This window comes from Streptomyces sp. NPDC002232 (genome assembly GCF_042890295.1).
In the GTDB taxonomy this organism is placed as follows: domain Bacteria; phylum Actinomycetota; class Actinomycetes; order Streptomycetales; family Streptomycetaceae; genus Streptomyces.
Genome location: NZ_JBIARV010000005.1, coordinates 24,936 through 40,107, shown reverse-complemented (window position 1 = coordinate 40,107; position 15,172 = coordinate 24,936). Strand labels below are relative to the sequence as shown.

At 75.1% G+C, this 15,172-nt stretch carries 16 protein-coding genes; 10 read left to right on the top strand and 6 right to left on the bottom strand.

Annotated features, from left to right (window positions below; genetic code table 11):
* The first annotated feature begins 67 nt into the window (after positions 1-67).
* From ACFYXU_RS23380 to ACFYXU_RS23370, 3 genes are read left to right on the top strand one after another with little or no spacing between them, the layout of a single operon-like run.
* Positions 68-949 carry a hypothetical protein gene (locus ACFYXU_RS23380; RefSeq protein ID WP_329851888.1) on the top strand — a complete coding sequence of 294 codons (882 nt, stop codon included), beginning with the start codon at positions 68-70 and terminating at the stop codon, positions 947-949.
* 43 nt (positions 950-992) lie between these two features.
* Positions 993-1,223, top strand: coding sequence for an acyl carrier protein (locus tag ACFYXU_RS23375; RefSeq protein WP_329851886.1), 231 nt, complete (start codon positions 993-995; stop codon positions 1,221-1,223).
* Positions 1,210-1,857, top strand: a complete 648-nt coding sequence (locus tag ACFYXU_RS23370) for a 4'-phosphopantetheinyl transferase family protein (protein WP_389406149.1) — start codon at positions 1,210-1,212, stop codon at positions 1,855-1,857. The genes ACFYXU_RS23375 and ACFYXU_RS23370 overlap by 14 nt, the downstream gene beginning before the upstream one ends.
* Here ACFYXU_RS23370 and ACFYXU_RS23365 read toward each other — a convergent pair.
* The gene (locus tag ACFYXU_RS23365) at positions 1,817-2,515 is read right to left on the bottom strand and encodes a hypothetical protein (RefSeq protein ID WP_389459745.1); all 699 of its coding nucleotides are present in this window, start codon (positions 2,513-2,515) and stop codon (positions 1,817-1,819) included. The two genes, ACFYXU_RS23370 and ACFYXU_RS23365, sit on opposite strands and share 41 nt — an antisense overlap.
* 138 nt (positions 2,516-2,653) lie before the next feature.
* Between ACFYXU_RS23365 and ACFYXU_RS23360 the strand changes: the two genes are divergently transcribed.
* On the top strand, positions 2,654-3,706 hold the full coding sequence (locus ACFYXU_RS23360; RefSeq protein WP_329851976.1) for an AI-2E family transporter: 1,053 nt from the start codon (positions 2,654-2,656) through the stop codon (positions 3,704-3,706).
* A 108-nt stretch (positions 3,707-3,814) separates the two neighbouring features.
* Complete coding sequence (locus ACFYXU_RS23355) at positions 3,815-5,470, top strand: glycosyl hydrolase family 8 (RefSeq protein ID WP_389459743.1); 1,656 nt, start codon at positions 3,815-3,817, stop codon at positions 5,468-5,470.
* Here ACFYXU_RS23355 and ACFYXU_RS23350 read toward each other — a convergent pair.
* Positions 5,447-7,150 (bottom strand): FAD-dependent monooxygenase, encoded by a 1,704-nt coding sequence (locus ACFYXU_RS23350; protein ID WP_389459741.1) that lies wholly within the window; start codon positions 7,148-7,150, stop codon positions 5,447-5,449. The two genes, ACFYXU_RS23355 and ACFYXU_RS23350, sit on opposite strands and share 24 nt — an antisense overlap.
* A 162-nt stretch (positions 7,151-7,312) precedes the next feature.
* Between ACFYXU_RS23350 and ACFYXU_RS23345 the strand changes: the two genes are divergently transcribed.
* Positions 7,313-7,987 carry a 4'-phosphopantetheinyl transferase gene (locus ACFYXU_RS23345; RefSeq protein WP_376511321.1) on the top strand — a complete coding sequence of 225 codons (675 nt, stop codon included), beginning with the start codon at positions 7,313-7,315 and terminating at the stop codon, positions 7,985-7,987.
* A 57-nt stretch (positions 7,988-8,044) separates the two neighbouring features.
* Entirely contained in the window at positions 8,045-8,404 is a 360-nt protein-coding gene (locus ACFYXU_RS23340; protein WP_376511323.1) for a hypothetical protein, read from the top strand.
* A 52-nt stretch (positions 8,405-8,456) separates the two neighbouring features.
* On the opposite strand, the gene ACFYXU_RS23335 is transcribed toward ACFYXU_RS23340, so the two are convergent.
* Both ACFYXU_RS23335 and ACFYXU_RS23330 read right to left on the bottom strand, forming a co-directional pair.
* The gene (locus tag ACFYXU_RS23335; protein WP_389406145.1) at positions 8,457-9,848 is read right to left on the bottom strand and encodes an MFS transporter; all 1,392 of its coding nucleotides are present in this window, start codon (positions 9,846-9,848) and stop codon (positions 8,457-8,459) included.
* Positions 9,849-10,035: 187 nt separating this feature from the next.
* The gene (locus ACFYXU_RS23330; protein WP_376511327.1) at positions 10,036-10,440 is read right to left on the bottom strand and encodes a hypothetical protein; all 405 of its coding nucleotides are present in this window, start codon (positions 10,438-10,440) and stop codon (positions 10,036-10,038) included.
* Between the two features lie 200 nt (positions 10,441-10,640).
* On the opposite strand from ACFYXU_RS23330, the gene ACFYXU_RS23325 reads away from it, so the two are divergent.
* The 3 genes from ACFYXU_RS23325 to ACFYXU_RS23315 all read left to right on the top strand — a co-directional run bounded on the left by ACFYXU_RS23325 (position 10,641) and on the right by ACFYXU_RS23315 (position 12,814).
* Entirely contained in the window at positions 10,641-11,849 is a 1,209-nt protein-coding gene (locus ACFYXU_RS23325) for a serine hydrolase domain-containing protein (RefSeq protein WP_376511329.1), read from the top strand.
* A gap of 115 nt (positions 11,850-11,964) precedes the next feature.
* Positions 11,965-12,369: an STAS domain-containing protein gene (locus ACFYXU_RS23320; protein ID WP_389460535.1), complete on the top strand. Its 405-nt coding sequence runs from the start codon at positions 11,965-11,967 to the stop codon at positions 12,367-12,369.
* Positions 12,362-12,814 carry an ATP-binding protein gene (locus ACFYXU_RS23315; protein ID WP_376511331.1) on the top strand — a complete coding sequence of 151 codons (453 nt, stop codon included), beginning with the start codon at positions 12,362-12,364 and terminating at the stop codon, positions 12,812-12,814. The genes ACFYXU_RS23320 and ACFYXU_RS23315 overlap by 8 nt, the downstream gene beginning before the upstream one ends.
* Positions 12,815-12,851: 37 nt before the next feature.
* Here ACFYXU_RS23315 and ACFYXU_RS23310 read toward each other — a convergent pair whose 3' ends face one another.
* Both ACFYXU_RS23310 and ACFYXU_RS23305 read right to left on the bottom strand, forming a co-directional pair.
* Positions 12,852-13,466: a hypothetical protein gene (locus ACFYXU_RS23310; RefSeq protein WP_389459738.1), complete on the bottom strand. Its 615-nt coding sequence runs from the start codon at positions 13,464-13,466 to the stop codon at positions 12,852-12,854.
* Positions 13,467-13,732: 266 nt separating this feature from the next.
* The gene (locus ACFYXU_RS23305; RefSeq protein ID WP_389459735.1) at positions 13,733-15,088 is read right to left on the bottom strand and encodes a carboxyl transferase domain-containing protein; all 1,356 of its coding nucleotides are present in this window, start codon (positions 15,086-15,088) and stop codon (positions 13,733-13,735) included.
* Positions 15,089-15,172 lie beyond the last annotated feature (84 nt).

The following is a 15,172-nucleotide window of genomic DNA, read 5'->3' as shown; positions in this document are numbered from 1 at the left end:
CGGCGTGCCGTGGTCGACGAGGACCCCACGCCCCGACTGTTCGCCCACGCCCAGAGAGAGCGGTTCCATGAGCACATCCGGCACCACCAGCACCGTCGGCACCGCCGTCCTGCCGGACGGCGGCCTGAAGAGCCCGGGCCCCGGCCTGATCACCCTCGACCCGGTGCACGCCGCCCTGCTCCACGGCCTGGACGCACTCCTCACCGGCCTGGCCGCCCGGCTCTCCGCCCCCGAGGTGGTCGGTCCCCCGCTCCTCTCCGTGGAGAGCCTCGCGCGGCTCGACTTCTTCCGGAACTTCCCCCACCTCGGGGTCTCCGCCGGACGGTTCGCGCCCGAGGCCCTCGACGACCTCGCCGCCGGAGAGGCCCCGGGCACCCTGCCCCTCCGGCCGACCGGCTACCTCCTCCCGTCCGCCACCTGCTACGGCCTGCTGCTCTCCCTGGAGGGCCGGGACGTCGGCGAGGACGGACTGCGCCTCTCCGCGGCCGGCCGCTGCTTCCGCAACGAGACCCACTACGACGGACTGCGCCGCCTGTGGGGCTTCCACATGCGCGAGGTCCTCTACCTCGGCACCCGGCAGGGCGCGCTGGAACACCTGGACCAGGGTGCCGAGTTCATCCAGGAACTGGCCGTCCGCCTCGGCCTCGAACTCTCCCGGGCCGTGGCCGACGACCCGTTCTACGACAAGGGCGGCTCGCGGGCCCGGCTGATGGCGCTGGACCCCGTCAAGCACGAGTTCAGCGCCCCCGACGGCACGGCCATCGCCTCCGTCAACCGGCACCGCAACTTCTTCGGCGAGCGCCTGGACATCCGCGCCGGCTCCGAGGGCCCCGCGTACAGCGCCTGCGTCGCCTTCGGCGTCGAGCGCTGGGTGCACGCGATGATCCTCGCCCACGGCACCCCGGAGCGGGCCCTCGACCGGCTCCGTGACGCCGGCACCCGGGCCTGACCCGTACCACCGCACCCCACACCGCAAGGAGCGTCACCACCCCATGGATCCCATCGCCGCGTGGCTCCACGAGAAGAACCCCGGTCTCGACGGGCCGATCGGCGCCGACGAGGACCTCATCGAGGCCCGGCTCATCGACTCCATGGACTTCCTGGAGTTCATCGACCTCCTGGAGGAGCTCTCCGGCAGCTCCATCGACCTCCAGGAGGTCACCATCGACGACTTCCGCACGATCGGCCGCGTCCAGGAGCGCTTCCTGAGTGCCGCCGGGTGACCCCGCCCCGCCGGTGACGGCCGCCCTGGCCGTCGTGGCGACCACCGGCGAGGTCCTGGACCACCCGGCCCTGCACGAGGGCCTGCTCGCCCCCTGGGAACGCCGGCGGCTCGACCGGATCCGGGTGCCGGACCGCCGTGACGACGTCCTGGCGGCGCGGCTCCTGCTGCGGCTCTGCGTCGCCCGCTTCACCGGGCTCCCGCCCGGGGACGCGGGGCCGGACCAGTTCTGCGACTCCTGCCGGCGGCACGGGCACGGACGCCCCTACCTGGACGGCCGGCCCGGGACCGGCGTCAGTCTGAGCCACGCCGACGGTCTCGCGGCGGCGGCCGTCGGCCCCGGTCCGCTCGGCGTCGACGTGGAGCCCGCGACGCGCCGCCCCGGCCCCCTGCCCGTGCTGCGACGGCTCCTGCCCGGAGCCGAGACGGTCGCGGCGGCGGCCGGGCCGGACCGGGACGGGGCGCTGCTGCGCCTCTGGGTGCGCGGCGAGGCCCGCTTCAAGGCGGGCGGGGGCCCGGGGCTGCGGCTCCTGGAGTGGACCGACCGCGACCGGGCCGCCGTGGCCGCGGTCGCCGCGACCGGGCCCGTCACCGTCATCGCATCCGGGGACCCAGCGTCCGCACCACCTCGGTGAGGACCTTCTCGGTCCAGTTGCGCTCGGACGCCGGGTACTCCCCGACGCCGTCCGCGGTCGACATGCCGCTCACCTCGAACTGGTACGGGCCCTGGTGGCAGGTGGGCCCGTCGGAGACGTCCGGCAGGAAGCAGCCGTCGGTGCCGAGCGAGGTGCCCAGGTCGCGGAACTGCTTCCGGGACGTGCCCTCGCCCGCGCGCTTCCGGGCGTCCTCCAGGTCCTCGGCGTAGTGCCGCGCCACGAGCGCCGCGTCGGCGACCGCCGTGAAGGTGACCCGGACGCTGCTGTTGTGCGCGCTCTCGTACGCGGACGGCAGCCCGAACCTGATCTCGCAGCCGCCCGCGGGGACGTCGCCGGTGGTGCCGGGCGCGGCCGCGGACAGCGGGTCGAAGTCGATGATCGTGACCTTCACCGGGTCCCGCTCGAAGCCGGTCGCCTGCGGGAGTACCGCCCGGATCTCGTCGTCGCTCAGCACCTCGCAGGCGTTCGGCCACTGATCGAGCCTCAGGGAGGCGTTCGCGGGAGGCCGTGCCGCCAGCTTCGGGCCCGAGGGCTTCGCCGCGCCGAACTCCAGCGGTGGAGGGGCGCTGTCGCAGCCCGCGAGCGCGAGCGGAGCCGCCACGGCGAGGACCAGGTACCACCGGTTCAGTCTGGACACGTCACGTTCCCCCGAAAGTGAAGACGCCGGAATGCGGGGTCCATTCTGCACACCGGACGGCCGAACGACAGGACCGGGTCGGGCGAATCCCGGCCCGTGGGCGTGGCCCGGCCCGCCCGCGGTGGTACGTCGATGGCCATGCAGCCAGCCACGCCCCCGACGGTCAGCCCCTTCCTCCGCACGGCCGCCGCCTACGCGTGGCGGCTGCTCGCCGTCGGCCTCCTCGTCTACAGCCTGTTCGCGGTGCTCGGGCGCTTCCACGAGATCGGCGTCGCCCTCTTCCTCGGCCTCGTGATCACCGCGCTGCTGCGGCCCGTCGCCGACCTGGTCGCCCGCCGGCTGCCCCGAGGCCTGGCGGTCGCCGTCACCCTGCTGGCCGGCATCGTGCTGGTCCTGGGGGTGCTCACGCTGGTCGGGGAGGCGGTCGCGGGGCAGCGGACCACGCTGGTGCACGAGTTCCGGGACGGTGTCGGGCGGATCGAGCAGTGGCTCCGGCGGCCGCCGTTCCGCCTCGCCCCGGACGCGCTCTCCGGGCTCCAGTCCAAGGTCGGCGACTACCTCTCCAGCCACCGCTCGGACCTGCTCAACACGGCGGTGAGCAAGGCCGGCCAGGTCGTCGCCGTCCTCGCCGGGCTGGCCCTCGCCCTCTTCTCGGCGGTCTTCTTCATCCACTCGGGAGACCGGCAGTGGGCGTGGTTCCAGGAGCAGCTGCCCCGGTCGGTGCGCGGCCGGGTGGGCATCGGCGGGCGTGCGGCCTGGAAGACCTTCACCGGCTACACGCACGGCATCGTCCTGGTCGCGGCGACGAACGCGGTGCTGGTCGGCATCGCCCTGTGGGCCCTCGGCGTCCCGCTCGCGGTGCCGCTCGCCCTGCTGGAGTTCGTCGCCGCCTTCATCCCGCTGATCGGCTCGCCGATCGCCCTCGGCGTCGCCGCCGTCGTGGCCCTCGCCTCGCAGGGCCCGCTGGTGGCGGGGATCGTCGTCGCCCTGATCGTGGTCATCGGCCAGATCGAGGGACATCTGCTGCACCCGCTGGTCATGAGCTGGGCGGTGCGGCTGCATCCGCTCGTGGTGGCGGTCTCGGTCATCGCGGGCTCGATCGCCGCGGGCGTCGTGGGCGCGGTGGTGGCGGTGCCGCTGGTCTCGGTCGTCTGGTCGGTCCACACGGCGCTGCGGGCGGCGCGCACCTGACGTCCCCCGTGCGCGGGGTCTTGCGCCCGGCCGGTGGCCTCTCTACTCTCCCGGCCAATGGTTAGGAATATTTCCTAACGATTGGCCATGGAGGGAAAGGGAGTTGACATGCGTCGACGAAGCGTCACGCTTCTCGGGATCGCGGGTCTCCTGGCGGTGCCCCTGACGGTGCTGCCCCAGGCGCAGGCCGCCGACGGCCTGGTGTCCGGCGGGAGACAGGTGACCGCCTCGTCCGTCGAGACCTCGGCCTTCGGTCCGGGCCTCGCGGTGGACGGCAGCGCCTCCACCCGCTGGGCGAGCGCGGAAGGGGCGGATCCGCAGTGGATACGGATCGACCTCGGCGCCCGCCACACGATCTCCCGGGTGAGGCTCAACTGGGAGGACGCGTACGGCAAGGCCTACCGCGTCCAGACCTCCGACGACGGGTCGGCCTGGACCGACGTCTACTCCACCACCGCCGGCGACGGCGCCACCGACGACCTCACGGTCTCCGGCAGCGGACGGTACGTCAGGCTGTACGCGACCGGCCGGGGTACCCCGTACGGCTACTCCCTCTGGGAGTTCGAGGTGTACGGCGCGCCCGGCGGCGGCACCGGCGGGGGAGGCGGCACCGGGCCGGCCGTCCCCTTCGGCAGCCACCTCAGGCCCTACGCCGCCGGGACCCTGAAGCCCACCGGCACGCAGTCCGCCCTCGACCAGAAGGTCGTCGACCACTACGACAAGTGGAAGGCGGCCTTCGTCCGCCAGAACTGCGGCAACGGCTGGTACCAGATCATCTCGCCGGACGCCGACCACCCGTACGTCGCCGAGGCCCAGGGCTACGGCATGGTCATCACCGCCACCATGGCGGGCGCCGACCCGGACGCCAAGAAGATCTTCGACGGTCTCGTCAAGTGGACGATCGACCACCCCTCCTCGGTCAACCCGAACCTCCTCGCCGCCGAACAGGACACCGCGTGCAGGAGCGTCAACGGCGGGGACGGCGCCACCGACGGCGACATGGACGTGGCCTACGGCCTGCTCCTCGCCGACAAGCAGTGGGGCAGCACCGGCACGTACAACTACAGGGACCTCGCCCTCAAGCACATCGCCGCCATCAAGAAGGACGAGGTCAACCCCACGACCAAGCTCCTGAAGCTGGGCGACTGGAGCGGCTCGGGCGACCAGTACTACTACATCTCCCGCACCTCGGACTGGATGGTCGACCACTTCCGGGCCTTCCGCGCGGCCTCCGGCGACACCACCTGGGACTCCGTGCGCGGCGCGCACCAGACGCAGATCAGCCGCCTCCAGTCCACGTACGCCTCCGGCACCGGACTCCTGCCCGACTTCGTCGTCGACACGAACACCACCCCCAGGCCGGCCCCGGGGCAGGTCCTGGAGGACGCCCACGACGGCGCCTACTGGTGGAACGCCTGCCGGACACCGTGGCGCATCGCCGACGACGCCGTGACCAGCGGCGACGCCACCTCCCTCGCCGCCGCCCGCAAGGTCAACGGCTGGATCAAGAGCAAGACCGGGGGCGACCCGAACAAGATCGCCGTCGGCTACAAGCTCAACGGCACCCCGATCTCCTCGGGCAGCGAGGCGGCCTTCTTCGCCCCGTTCGCGGTCGCGGCGATGACCGACCCGGGCAGCCAGGCCTGGCTCGACGCCCTGTGGAACAAGATGGTGGCGACCCCCGTCGACACCAGCAGCTACTTCTCGGCCAGCATCCAGCTCCAGGTCATGATCACCGCCTCAGGGAACCACTGGGTCCCGTAGCGGGGTGTCCGGCCGCACCGACAGGGCCCTGAGGCAGCCGCTCAGCGCGTCCGCGGTACCCGCCAGCGGGAACCGGCCGCCCAGCTGCCCGTCGGGACGGACGAGGAAACCGGTGGCGCCGTCGGGGAGGTACAGCCGCGCGAACTCCCCGGCGGCGTCGCGGTACACCGGCAGGGACGGATCCACGGGGCCGGCGGCCCCGTCGGCCCCGTGGACTCCGTAAATCCCTCCGCCCCCGTCCGCCCCGGCCGCGAGGACCGCCACGGACGCGAGACCGCCCACCGTCCGGGCCGCCGCGGCGGCGTCCGCCAGCGCGCGCCCGTCCGACCCGTACAGCAGCACCACGTGCCCCGGGCGGTCCCGCAGCACGTCGAGGAGCCGCAGCGGGAAGGCCGCGACCGGAGTGGTCAGGCCCGCGCAGTCCGGGGCGCGGTCACCCGGCTGGGGCGCGTCCTCCGGGCCGTACGGGGCTCCGGAGAGCGGACCGCCCCGGTAGCCGACGAGCAGCTGGGCCTCGCGCAGGAGCAGCGTCCGCCGGTCCTCGGGGTCGGCCTCGATGCCCCGCACGGCGTGCCGCACGGTCCGTCCGACGACCTCCTCGCCGACCGGACGGCGCTCGGCGTCGTACGTGCCGAGCAGCTCGGGACCCGCCCCGCCCCGCACCACGAGGGCCAGCTTCCAGGCCAGGTTGCAGGCGTCCTGCACGCCCGTGTTCATCCCCTGGGCGCCCGTGGGCGGATGGATGTGCGCCGCGTCGCCCGCCACGAAGACCCGGCCCCGGCCGTACCGGTCGACGATGCGGTGGCTGATGCGGAAGACCGACGACCAGCGCAGCCCCGACAGCCGGGCCGGGCGCGGTGCGAGCCGGTCCACGACGTCCTGGAGGTCGGCGAGGCCGGGGCCCCCGCCGCTCTGGAGACCGTGCGCCACACCGTCGCCCGCGCCCGCGTCCGGAGAACCGGCGAGCTCCGGCGGGAGCTTCATCGACATCCGGTAGCGGCCCTCGCCCGGCAGCGGGATGCATACCAGCACGTCGGCCGAACCGTCGGCGGCCCTCCGGCTGGAGCGGATGCCGTACGCGTGGGGCAGGTCCCACGCGGCGACCACGTCCCCGAGCATGTACGCCTCCTGGAACGCGCCGCCCTCGAAGGACAGGCCCAGCGTCTTCCGCACCACGCTGTGCGCGCCGTCGCAGCCGATCAGGTACGGCACCCGCAGCTCCTCGTCGGCACCCGACGCCGTGCGCAGCCGCGCCGTGACCCCGTCCCGGTCCTGGGTGAAGGACAGCAGCTCGGTGCCGCGCTCGATCACCGTCCCCCGGCGGGCCACGTACTCCTCCAGGAGCCGCTCCGTCTCGTACTGCGGCAGCGCGGCGAACCCGTACGGCACCTCGGGCGGCATCGTGAGCTCGATGCGGTCCCGCTCCCGCCCGTCGACGTAGACCAGCTGCCCGCGCAGCGGCACGGCGGCCTCCAGGACGGATCTGACCAGGCCCATCCGGTCCCACAGCTCCAGGGTGCGCGGCTGGATCCCGACCGCCTTGGCGTACGGGAGCCGCGCCGGGAGCCGGTCGACGAGACGGCAGTGCACGCCGTGCCGGCGCAGCTCGGCGGCGGCGCTCAGGCCGACCGGGCCCGCGCCCACGATCAGGACGTCGGTGGTGGTGCGATGGTGTGCCACGGGTGCCTCCCGTACTGGCTCGCCCCCGGCGGGTCCCGTAGGCCATCGTCACCCGCCGCCGCCGGGTCGGCGAGCGGGGCCGACCGGGGGAGTGGCCCGCGCGGCCGGTACTGTCGCCGACATGCCCGAACGGATCACCCCCGCCGCCGGGCGGAGCACCGGATGATCGCGGACCTGCTGCCGGACACCGTCGCCTCCGTCTGGCGCCGCGACGACGCGGAGCCCGCGCCCCTCTTCCCCGAGGAGGCCGCCGCCGTCGCCCGCGCCGTCCCCGCGCGTCAGCGCGAGTTCGCCACCGTACGGCTCTGCGCCCGGCTCGCGCTGCGCCGCCTCGGCCTGCCCGAGGGCCCCCTCGCACCCGGCGCGCGCGGCGAGCCGCGCTGGCCGCACGGCGTGGCCGGCAGCATGACGCACTGCGCGGGCTACCGGGCCGCCGCCCTGGCCAGGACCACCGACGTGCACGCGCTCGGCATCGACGCGGAACCCGCCGCGCCCCTGCCCGAGGGGGTCCTCGACGGGGTGTCGCTGCCGGGGGAGCGCGCACACCTGGACGCGCTGGCGGCCCGCGCCCCGGGCGTCCCCTGGGACCGGCTGCTCTTCAGCGCCAAGGAGAGCGTCTTCAAGACCTGGTACCCGCTGACCCGGAGGGAGCTCGGATTCGACGAGGCGACCGTCGCGTTCGAGGCGGCCCCCGACGCGCCGAGCCGCACCGGCACGTTCACCGCCCGGCTGCTCGTCCCCGGCCCGGTCGTCGGCGGCGTCCGGCACGACCGTTTCACCGGGCGCTGGCTCGTGCGCGAGGGCCTGGTGCTCACGGCCGTCGTCCTGCCCCGGTAGCCGGCGCGGGCGACGGGGCACGGAACCGGGCGGCGCCTCCCGGCGTCCGTCCCGGGCATGAGCGAGAACCCGTCGGAGGAAGCGCGGGACCGGGCGGAGAGCGCCGTCGGCTGCCTGCTCGCCGTCATCGGCGTCGCGGTCGCGGGCGCCTTCGCGCTGCGCCGCGCCGCGTACAGCATCGACGGCGGCTTCGAGGCGCACGCCCGGGACTGGGGCGTGATCCTGGTCGACCTGCCGCTCATCCTCTTCGCCGGTCTCGTCGTCCCCCCGCTGACCTGGGCGGCCGCGGTCCGGCGGTTCCGGCCGTGGGTGGCGGCGCTCGTCTGCGTGGCCGTCGCGGCCCTCGCGCTGGGCGGCCTCGCGCTCTGGTGGCACCCGCGCCAGGGCCCCGACCCGGGGTACGGGCCCGGCATCTGACGGTCCCCCGCCGCTCCGCCCGGCCCGCGGTCTCCCCGACGGCGACGGAGCCTCAGCGCCGGGACGCCGCCGTGCGGGCCACGACGAGCAGGAAGAGGCCGCACGCCGCCACCACCAGCCAGCCCGGGCGGGTCGCCGCCGCGAGGGAGGCCGGGGCGGCGCCCGAGACGAGCCCGCCGGCGACGGCGATGCCGACCGCCACGCCGACCTGGCGCGACGTGGAGGTGATCGCCCCGGCCACCCCGGCCCGGGACGGCGGCAGACCGCCGACCGCGGTGTTCGTCAGCGGGGCGTTGGCGAACCCGAACCCGATCCCGGCCAGCAGGAAGGCGAGCAGGATCAGCGGCACCCCCGTGTCCCGTTCCAGACCCACCAGGCACAGACCGCCCGCGGCGGTGAACGCCCCGGCCAGGAGAAGCGGACGCCGGGGCCCGACGCGCCCCACCAGGACTCCGGACCACGGTGCGCACAGCGTGGCCCCGAGCGCCATCGGCAGCGTCGCCGCGCCGCTCGCGAGGGGCGACCAGCCACGGGCCTGCTGGAGGTAGAGGGTGCTGAGCAGCAGGGTCACGTTGAGGGCGACGAAGACCGCCGTCGCACCGAGCACGGCCATGACGAACGGCGGCCTGCGGAACAGCCCGAGGTCCATCAGGGGCTCCTCGCGCCGGATTTCGACCCGGACGAACGCGGCCGTCGCCGCCGCGGTCAGCACGTATCCGGTGAGGGCCGCGGGCGACGTCCAGCCGATGCGGGGGCCCTCGATGAGCAGCCCGACGGTGAGGAGGAGCGCCGCCGTGAGGAGCACCTGACCCGGCAGGTCGAGACGGCGCGCCCGCTCCCCGCGGGACTCCGGCACGAACAGTGCGACCAGGACCAGGGCGAGGACCACCACCGGCACGTTGATCCAGAAGACGGCACGCCAGCCGAACGCGGCGATCAGCGCCCCGCCGGTGACCGGTCCCGCCGCCATGCTCAGCCCGAACACCGAGGCCCAGACGCCGATCGCGCGCGCCCGCTCCCGGGGGTCGGGCATCGCGTTCACCACGATGGCCAGGGCCACCGGACTCAGCATCGAGGCGCCGACGCCCTGCGCGGCCCTGGCGGCCACCAGCACACCGAGGGACGGGGCGAAGGCGCAGGCGAGGGAGGCCAGCGCGAAGACCACCAGGCCGTACCGGAAGACCCTGCGGCGGCCGAGCCGGTCGGCGAGGGCGCCGGCGACCATGAGCAGACTGGCCATGACCACGGTGTAGGCGTCGACGACCCATTCGAGGCCCCGGGTCCCCACGTCGAGGCCCCGTCCGATCTCGGGCAGCCCGACGTTGACGATGGTGGCGTCGACACCGACCAGGAACATGCTGAGCGCGCAGACCGCGAGCACCGTCCAGCGCCGGCGCGCGCTCAGTGGGACGGGCGGTGGGACCACCGAGGACGTCGTGAGCACGTGAGTTCCCCCTTCGACGAGTGCGGACGACGTCCAGACTCGGACCGGAGGAGGGGAAACGGCAAAGAAATTTGCGGAAACCGCAAAGCAGCGATCGGGGCGGGAGAGGAGGAGGCGCGCGGGCCGGGCGGGAGGGGAGGGGCGCGGCCCGGGCGGGAGGAGGCAGGCCAGAGCGCGAGGGAGGAGGTCAGAGCGGCAGGAAGAGGTCCCCGGGGGCGTCGTCGAGCGCGAAGCCGTTGTCGAAGCGGACGCGGACGGTCAGCCGCAGCTTCCTCTCCCGGTACGCCGTCCACGCGGGTTCCAGCGCGGCGACCTGCTCCTCCAGCTGCCGCCTGCTGCCCGGGGGCATCTGGTGGCCGAAGTCGTCGAGCAGCGACTTGAGCCGCTCGTACTCGCGGACCTCGTGGCTCTGCGGCCGGTCCTCGTCCACCCGCTCGACCGTGCCCTCGACACCGGCCGCCAGGACCAGGAAGCCCGCTCCCGGATCCGACTCCGGGTCGGTCTCCGCGCGCGGTTCCCCGGCCGGGACCACCCGTCCCGCCAGCCGCAGGTCGTCCGCCAGCCGCACCCGTCGGCCCACTGTCAGTGTCATCGGTCCCTCGTCTCCAGGTGTGGGGTCGGCCGTCATTATCCGACGTCCGGCGGCCGGGACCGGGGGCCGTCCCGGCTCCCCGCGTGGCCCCGTACGGGTGGACTCGCCGGACGGGCCCCGGGCGGCGACGTCCCCGCGTCCGCCCCCGGTGGTGATGTGGCCGTCCCGAAGCTCTCCTGACCCGGAAGAGGCGCCTCCCCATGCGACGTACCCCCTCCCGTCGGCTGTTCGCCGCGACGCTGCTCGTGGCGGCCGTGCTGGCGCCGATCACGGCGACGCCCGCCGCCGCCGTCCACGCCGTGAGCGCCGTCGGAGCCCACCGGCACGGTGAGGACGACTGCCCGCCGGGCGGACTCGGACCCGAGCTCACCGCCCGGCTCGACCGGGCCGTCGAGGACGTCCGCCGGCAGGCCGGCATCCCCGGCGTCACCGTCGGCCTCTGGATGCCGGGGCGGGGCAGCTACGTCCGCGCGACGGGAGTCGCCGACAAGGTCACCGGCCGTCCGATGTCCACCGACGGCTACCTCCGCATCGGCAGCGAGACGAAGACCTTCACCGTCACCGCGCTCCTGAAGCTCGTCGACGACCACCGGATCGGCCTCGACGACCCCATCTCCCGCTACGTCCACGGCGTGCCGAACGGTCGCCGGATCACCCTGCGCCACCTCGCCGAGATGCGCAGCGGCCTCTTCCCGTACACCTCCGACCCGGACTTCGTGCACGACCTGCTGAGCGACCCGCAGCGCTCCTTCACCCCGGAGCAGTCGCTCGCGTACGGCTTCAAGCACAAGAACACGTTCGAGCCCGGCGCGAAGTTCGAGTACTCGAACTCCAACCTGGTCCTGCTCGGCCTGGTGGTCGAGAAGGTGACCGGGCAGCCCCTCGCCGGCTTCCTCCGCAACCGGGTGCTCCGGCCGGCCCACCTGCGCCACACGTTCCTGCCGAGCGGACCCGAGTTCCCCGAGCCCCACCCCCGGGGCTACACGAACCAGACGCTCAGCGGCGCGGTCGCGGACAGCACCGACTGGAACCCGAGCTGGGCCTGGGCGGCCGGCGCGATGATCTCCGACCTGCACGACCTGCGCCGCTGGGCGAAGACCGTGGCCACCGGCGAGCTGCTCAGCCCCGGGACGCAGGCCCAGCGCCTGAAGACCCTCCCGACCGGGGTCCCGGGGCTGAGCTACGGCCTCGGCATCTTCGAGACCGGCGGCTGGATCGGGCACAACGGATCGATCCCGGGCTACGAGACGGTCACGGTCTACCTGCCGGAGCGGGACGCCACGCTCGTCATCATGATCAACACGGACATCACCAGCCAGGGGCAGGAGCCGTCGACGCTCCTCGCCCGGGCGATCACGAAGGTCGTGACCCCCGACCACGTCTACGACGGCGCGGTCCAGCCCCGCTAGCCGACGGGCTCTCCGCCCCTTCCGAGCGGGCCCGCGGAGGTCATGTGTGGGCAGTTGTCCGAAACTGGGTAGGCGAGACACGGTCGCCGAGCGTACGAGGAGGTGGACGGTGTCCATGGACGCCGAGGAGAACGGCGGGGAGCGCTTCGCCGTCAGGATCCCGGCCGGTGCCGCGACGTCCGACGCGGTGGTGGTCCTCGCCCTGAGCGGCGAACTCGACCACGACACCATCGGCCCCTTGAGTGTCGCGCTCGGGGAGCACCCCCGGGCCCGCCGGGTCGTCGTCGACTGCTCCGGTCTCACCTTCTGCGACTCGACCGGCCTGAACGAACTCCTGCGGGCGCGTCTGCGGCTGCGGGAGACCGGAGGACGCCTGGACCTGGCGGGGCTGCGTCCTCCGGTGGACCGGATGTTCGAGATCACCGGGGCGGAGAGGGTTTTCCATGTGTACGACGACTTGGCCGAGGCGCTCGCCGACGACGAGCCCGGACCGGGGGACGGCGAGGGCGCCCGTGGCTGACGGAGCGGCCGGGCCGCCCCCGGAGCAGGTCCGCAGGCTCGTGCTGCACGGGTCGCGCGGGGTGGTCTCGCGCTGCCGGGACTTCACGGCACGGGCGCTGGCCGACTGGGGCTGGATCCCGGCGGAGGGCGAGGAGGCGGAGGAGCGGGTCGAGGACGTCCTGCTGCTCGTGTCGGAGGTCGTCACCAACGCCTGCCTGCACGCGGGAGGGCCCGAGGAACTGGTCCTCCGGCACGGCGGCGGCCGGCTGCGGGTCGAGGTGTACGACGCCAGCCCGGAGCACCCGCGGGCGCGGGTCCCCCGGTCACCGGCCCTGCCCGGCGGCCACGGCCTGATGGTCCTGGACCGCCTGGCCGGCTCCTGGGGCAGCGTGGACAAGGCCCCGGGCGCCGTGGGCAAGGTGGTGTGGCTGGAGATCGGCGCGCCGACGGGCGGGGCCGACTGACCCGGCCCCGCCGCCGGTGCGGGCGCGGGGCCCCGGATCAGCGGGCGCCGTCCCCGGCCCCGGCCTCGGCGCGCAGGGCCCGCGCCGCGTGCTGCTCGACCACCCGGGCGAGCGCCCAGCAGGCCGCCCCGTCCAGCCGCTTGTACGCGGCCTCGGGACGCGCCTCCACGACGGCGGCCGTCCCCTCGGGTCCGGTCGTGACCCGGACCCTTACGAAGACGGTCGCGTCCGACGGCCCGCGCAGGGTCAGGTCCAGGACGCCGTGCCCGAACGCGGTGACCTCGGGCCCCCGCAGGACCGGGTCCTTCTCGACCTCGTACCGCACGCTGTCCGTCAGCTGGAAGGCGGTCCTGCCCGCGACGGCCGGGACCCGCACCTCGCGGACGACCGGCAGCGCCACGGCGCCCGGGCCCAGCGCCGTCCCGTAGCGGCGGGCCGTGCGGGCGGCGCCCGCGGCCGTGGTGAGGGTCAGCACGGCGAGGAAGGCGAGGGCGACGCCCGCGCCCGCGGTCAGGGCCTCGGGAGCGGCACCGCTCCACGGCGCGCCGTCGCCCAGCACGAGCGCGGCGGTCATGGCCGCCGCGCAGACCGCGCCGACCGCCAGCGCGGGCAGGGCCAGTCGGCGGACGACCGCCAGGCAGTAGCCGAGCATCGCATCGTTCCTCTCACGGGCGGGCGAACCGCACGGCGGACCAGGGGCCGCGACCGAGGGCTCCGCCCCGGACTTGGCGCCGGGGAACCCGAGGGCGCGGTGCCCGGACCCGGGCGGCGTCGCCGCCGGGGAGTCCGTGTCGGTGATCTTCGCGAGGATCCTACCCAGCGCCCCGGCCCCGGGCGCACGCAGCGGAACGGGGCCGCCGGGGGCCTGACGGGGTCCGCATCCCTGGCTCGGTGGTCGTCCCGTTCACCACCCCCGGGTCACACGCCGTCCGGCGCCGCCCGGTCCACCACCCCCCGCACCACTCCCAGGGCCACCAGGTCCTGGGGGCGCAGGCGCAGCCGGTCCGCCGTGGCCGGGGCGTCCTCCGGAGGGAGCTTCAGGATCGCGGTGGCCGCCTCGGGGGCGATCACCGAGAAGTAACTGTCGGGCGTGGCCCAGGTGTTCCCCGGGGCCGCCAGCGCCAGGGCGCCGCCCGAACCGCCCTCGCCGACGAGCAGCGACGTCAGGGGCGTGCGGGCGGAGGCGACCGCGGCGAACAGTTCGGCGATCGCGGTCCCGGCGCCCGCGCGTTCCGCCTCCGGATCGTTCGCGGCACCCGGGGTGTCGACCAGGGTCAGCACCGGAATGCCGAGCCGGCCCGCGAGCCGCACCAGCCGGGCCGCCGTGCGGAAGCCGGCCGGGCGGGTCGCCGTGCCGCCCTGCGCCGCGTAGGCGACGGTGCTCCCGTCCGGGAGCCGCCCGAATCCGCACCGCATGCCCGGGTCGACGCCCCCGCACCGGTCGCCCGAGATCTCCTCGCGCAGCACGAAGTGGGCGTCGAGGTACGCCCCGGCCCGCGGCCGGTCCGGGTGCCGGGCGCGCGCCACCGCCTCCCGCCCGCTGAGGGCCCGCGACACCCCCGGACCGCCGATCGCGTACGGAGGCGGGACCGGACCCTCCGCGGGGCGGACCAGCAGCGAGAGCCACCGCCCGAGGGTCTCGCGCAGCGCGGCGGGCGCCACGATCCCGTCGATGTGGCCGTGCGCGAGCTGCGCCTCGGCCGTGTACGCCGCCGGGTCGGCGCCCGGCGGCCGCACCCGCGAGCCGGCGAAGCCGACCTGGGCGCCGGGCAGCGCGAGGACGACGTCGGAGCCCGCGCCGAGCGTGGCCCAGCCGCCGCCCGTGGTCGGATCCCGAAGGACCGCGATCTGCGGCAGCCCGGCGGCCCGGGTGAGCTCCGACTCGCGTGCCAGGAGCTGGAGTTGGAGCAGGGCGCGCATGCCCTCGTGCATCCGGCTGCCACCGGTGGCCGGCAGCACGACCACGGGCAGCCGCCGCTCCCGGGCCAGGGCGTGCGCGGCGGCGGCCCGCGCCCCGGTCCGCTCTCCGAGGGACCCGCCGAGGAACCGGAACTCGAAGGAGATCAGTACCGCCGTCACCCCGCCCACCACGGCCGTGCCGCAGACCACCGACTCGGTCTCGCCGGTGCGCCCGGCGGCCCGGGCGTGGGCCGCCGAGTAGCCGGGCCACCCGAGCGGCCCGTCGCCCGTCAAGGGGCCCTCGTCGAAGGGGAGTTCGGTGAAGTCGTCGGTGACGAGGGCGATCGCCTCGCGTGCCGTCCTCGGATCGCTCATGCGGGCCTCGCCGCTCCTCGCCGGAGTGTGCGTACGGGGTCGTGCCGGGTGCGCGGTGCGCGGGCACCACCGTACCGCCGCCCG

Bases quoted from the DNA above. Each gene is read 5' to 3' on its own strand.
- ACFYXU_RS23345 (WP_376511321.1), top strand. From the start codon at position 7,313: ATGATCGCGGACCTGCTGCCGGACACCGTCGCCTCCGTCTGGCGCCGC.
- ACFYXU_RS23320 (WP_389460535.1), top strand. From the start codon at position 11,965: ATGGACGCCGAGGAGAACGGCGGGGAGCGCTTCGCCGTCAGGATCCCG.
- ACFYXU_RS23325 (WP_376511329.1), top strand. From the start codon at position 10,641: ATGCGACGTACCCCCTCCCGTCGGCTGTTCGCCGCGACGCTGCTCGTG.
- ACFYXU_RS23355 (WP_389459743.1), top strand. From the start codon at position 3,815: ATGCGTCGACGAAGCGTCACGCTTCTCGGGATCGCGGGTCTCCTGGCG.
- ACFYXU_RS23360 (WP_329851976.1), top strand. From the start codon at position 2,654: ATGCAGCCAGCCACGCCCCCGACGGTCAGCCCCTTCCTCCGCACGGCC.
- ACFYXU_RS23330 (WP_376511327.1), bottom strand. From the start codon at position 10,440: ATGACACTGACAGTGGGCCGACGGGTGCGGCTGGCGGACGACCTGCGG.
- ACFYXU_RS23305 (WP_389459735.1), bottom strand. From the start codon at position 15,088: ATGAGCGATCCGAGGACGGCACGCGAGGCGATCGCCCTCGTCACCGAC.
- ACFYXU_RS23375 (WP_329851886.1), top strand. From the start codon at position 993: ATGGATCCCATCGCCGCGTGGCTCCACGAGAAGAACCCCGGTCTCGAC.
- ACFYXU_RS23340 (WP_376511323.1), top strand. From the start codon at position 8,045: ATGAGCGAGAACCCGTCGGAGGAAGCGCGGGACCGGGCGGAGAGCGCC.
- ACFYXU_RS23380 (WP_329851888.1), top strand. From the start codon at position 68: ATGAGCACATCCGGCACCACCAGCACCGTCGGCACCGCCGTCCTGCCG.
- ACFYXU_RS23310 (WP_389459738.1), bottom strand. From the start codon at position 13,466: ATGCTCGGCTACTGCCTGGCGGTCGTCCGCCGACTGGCCCTGCCCGCG.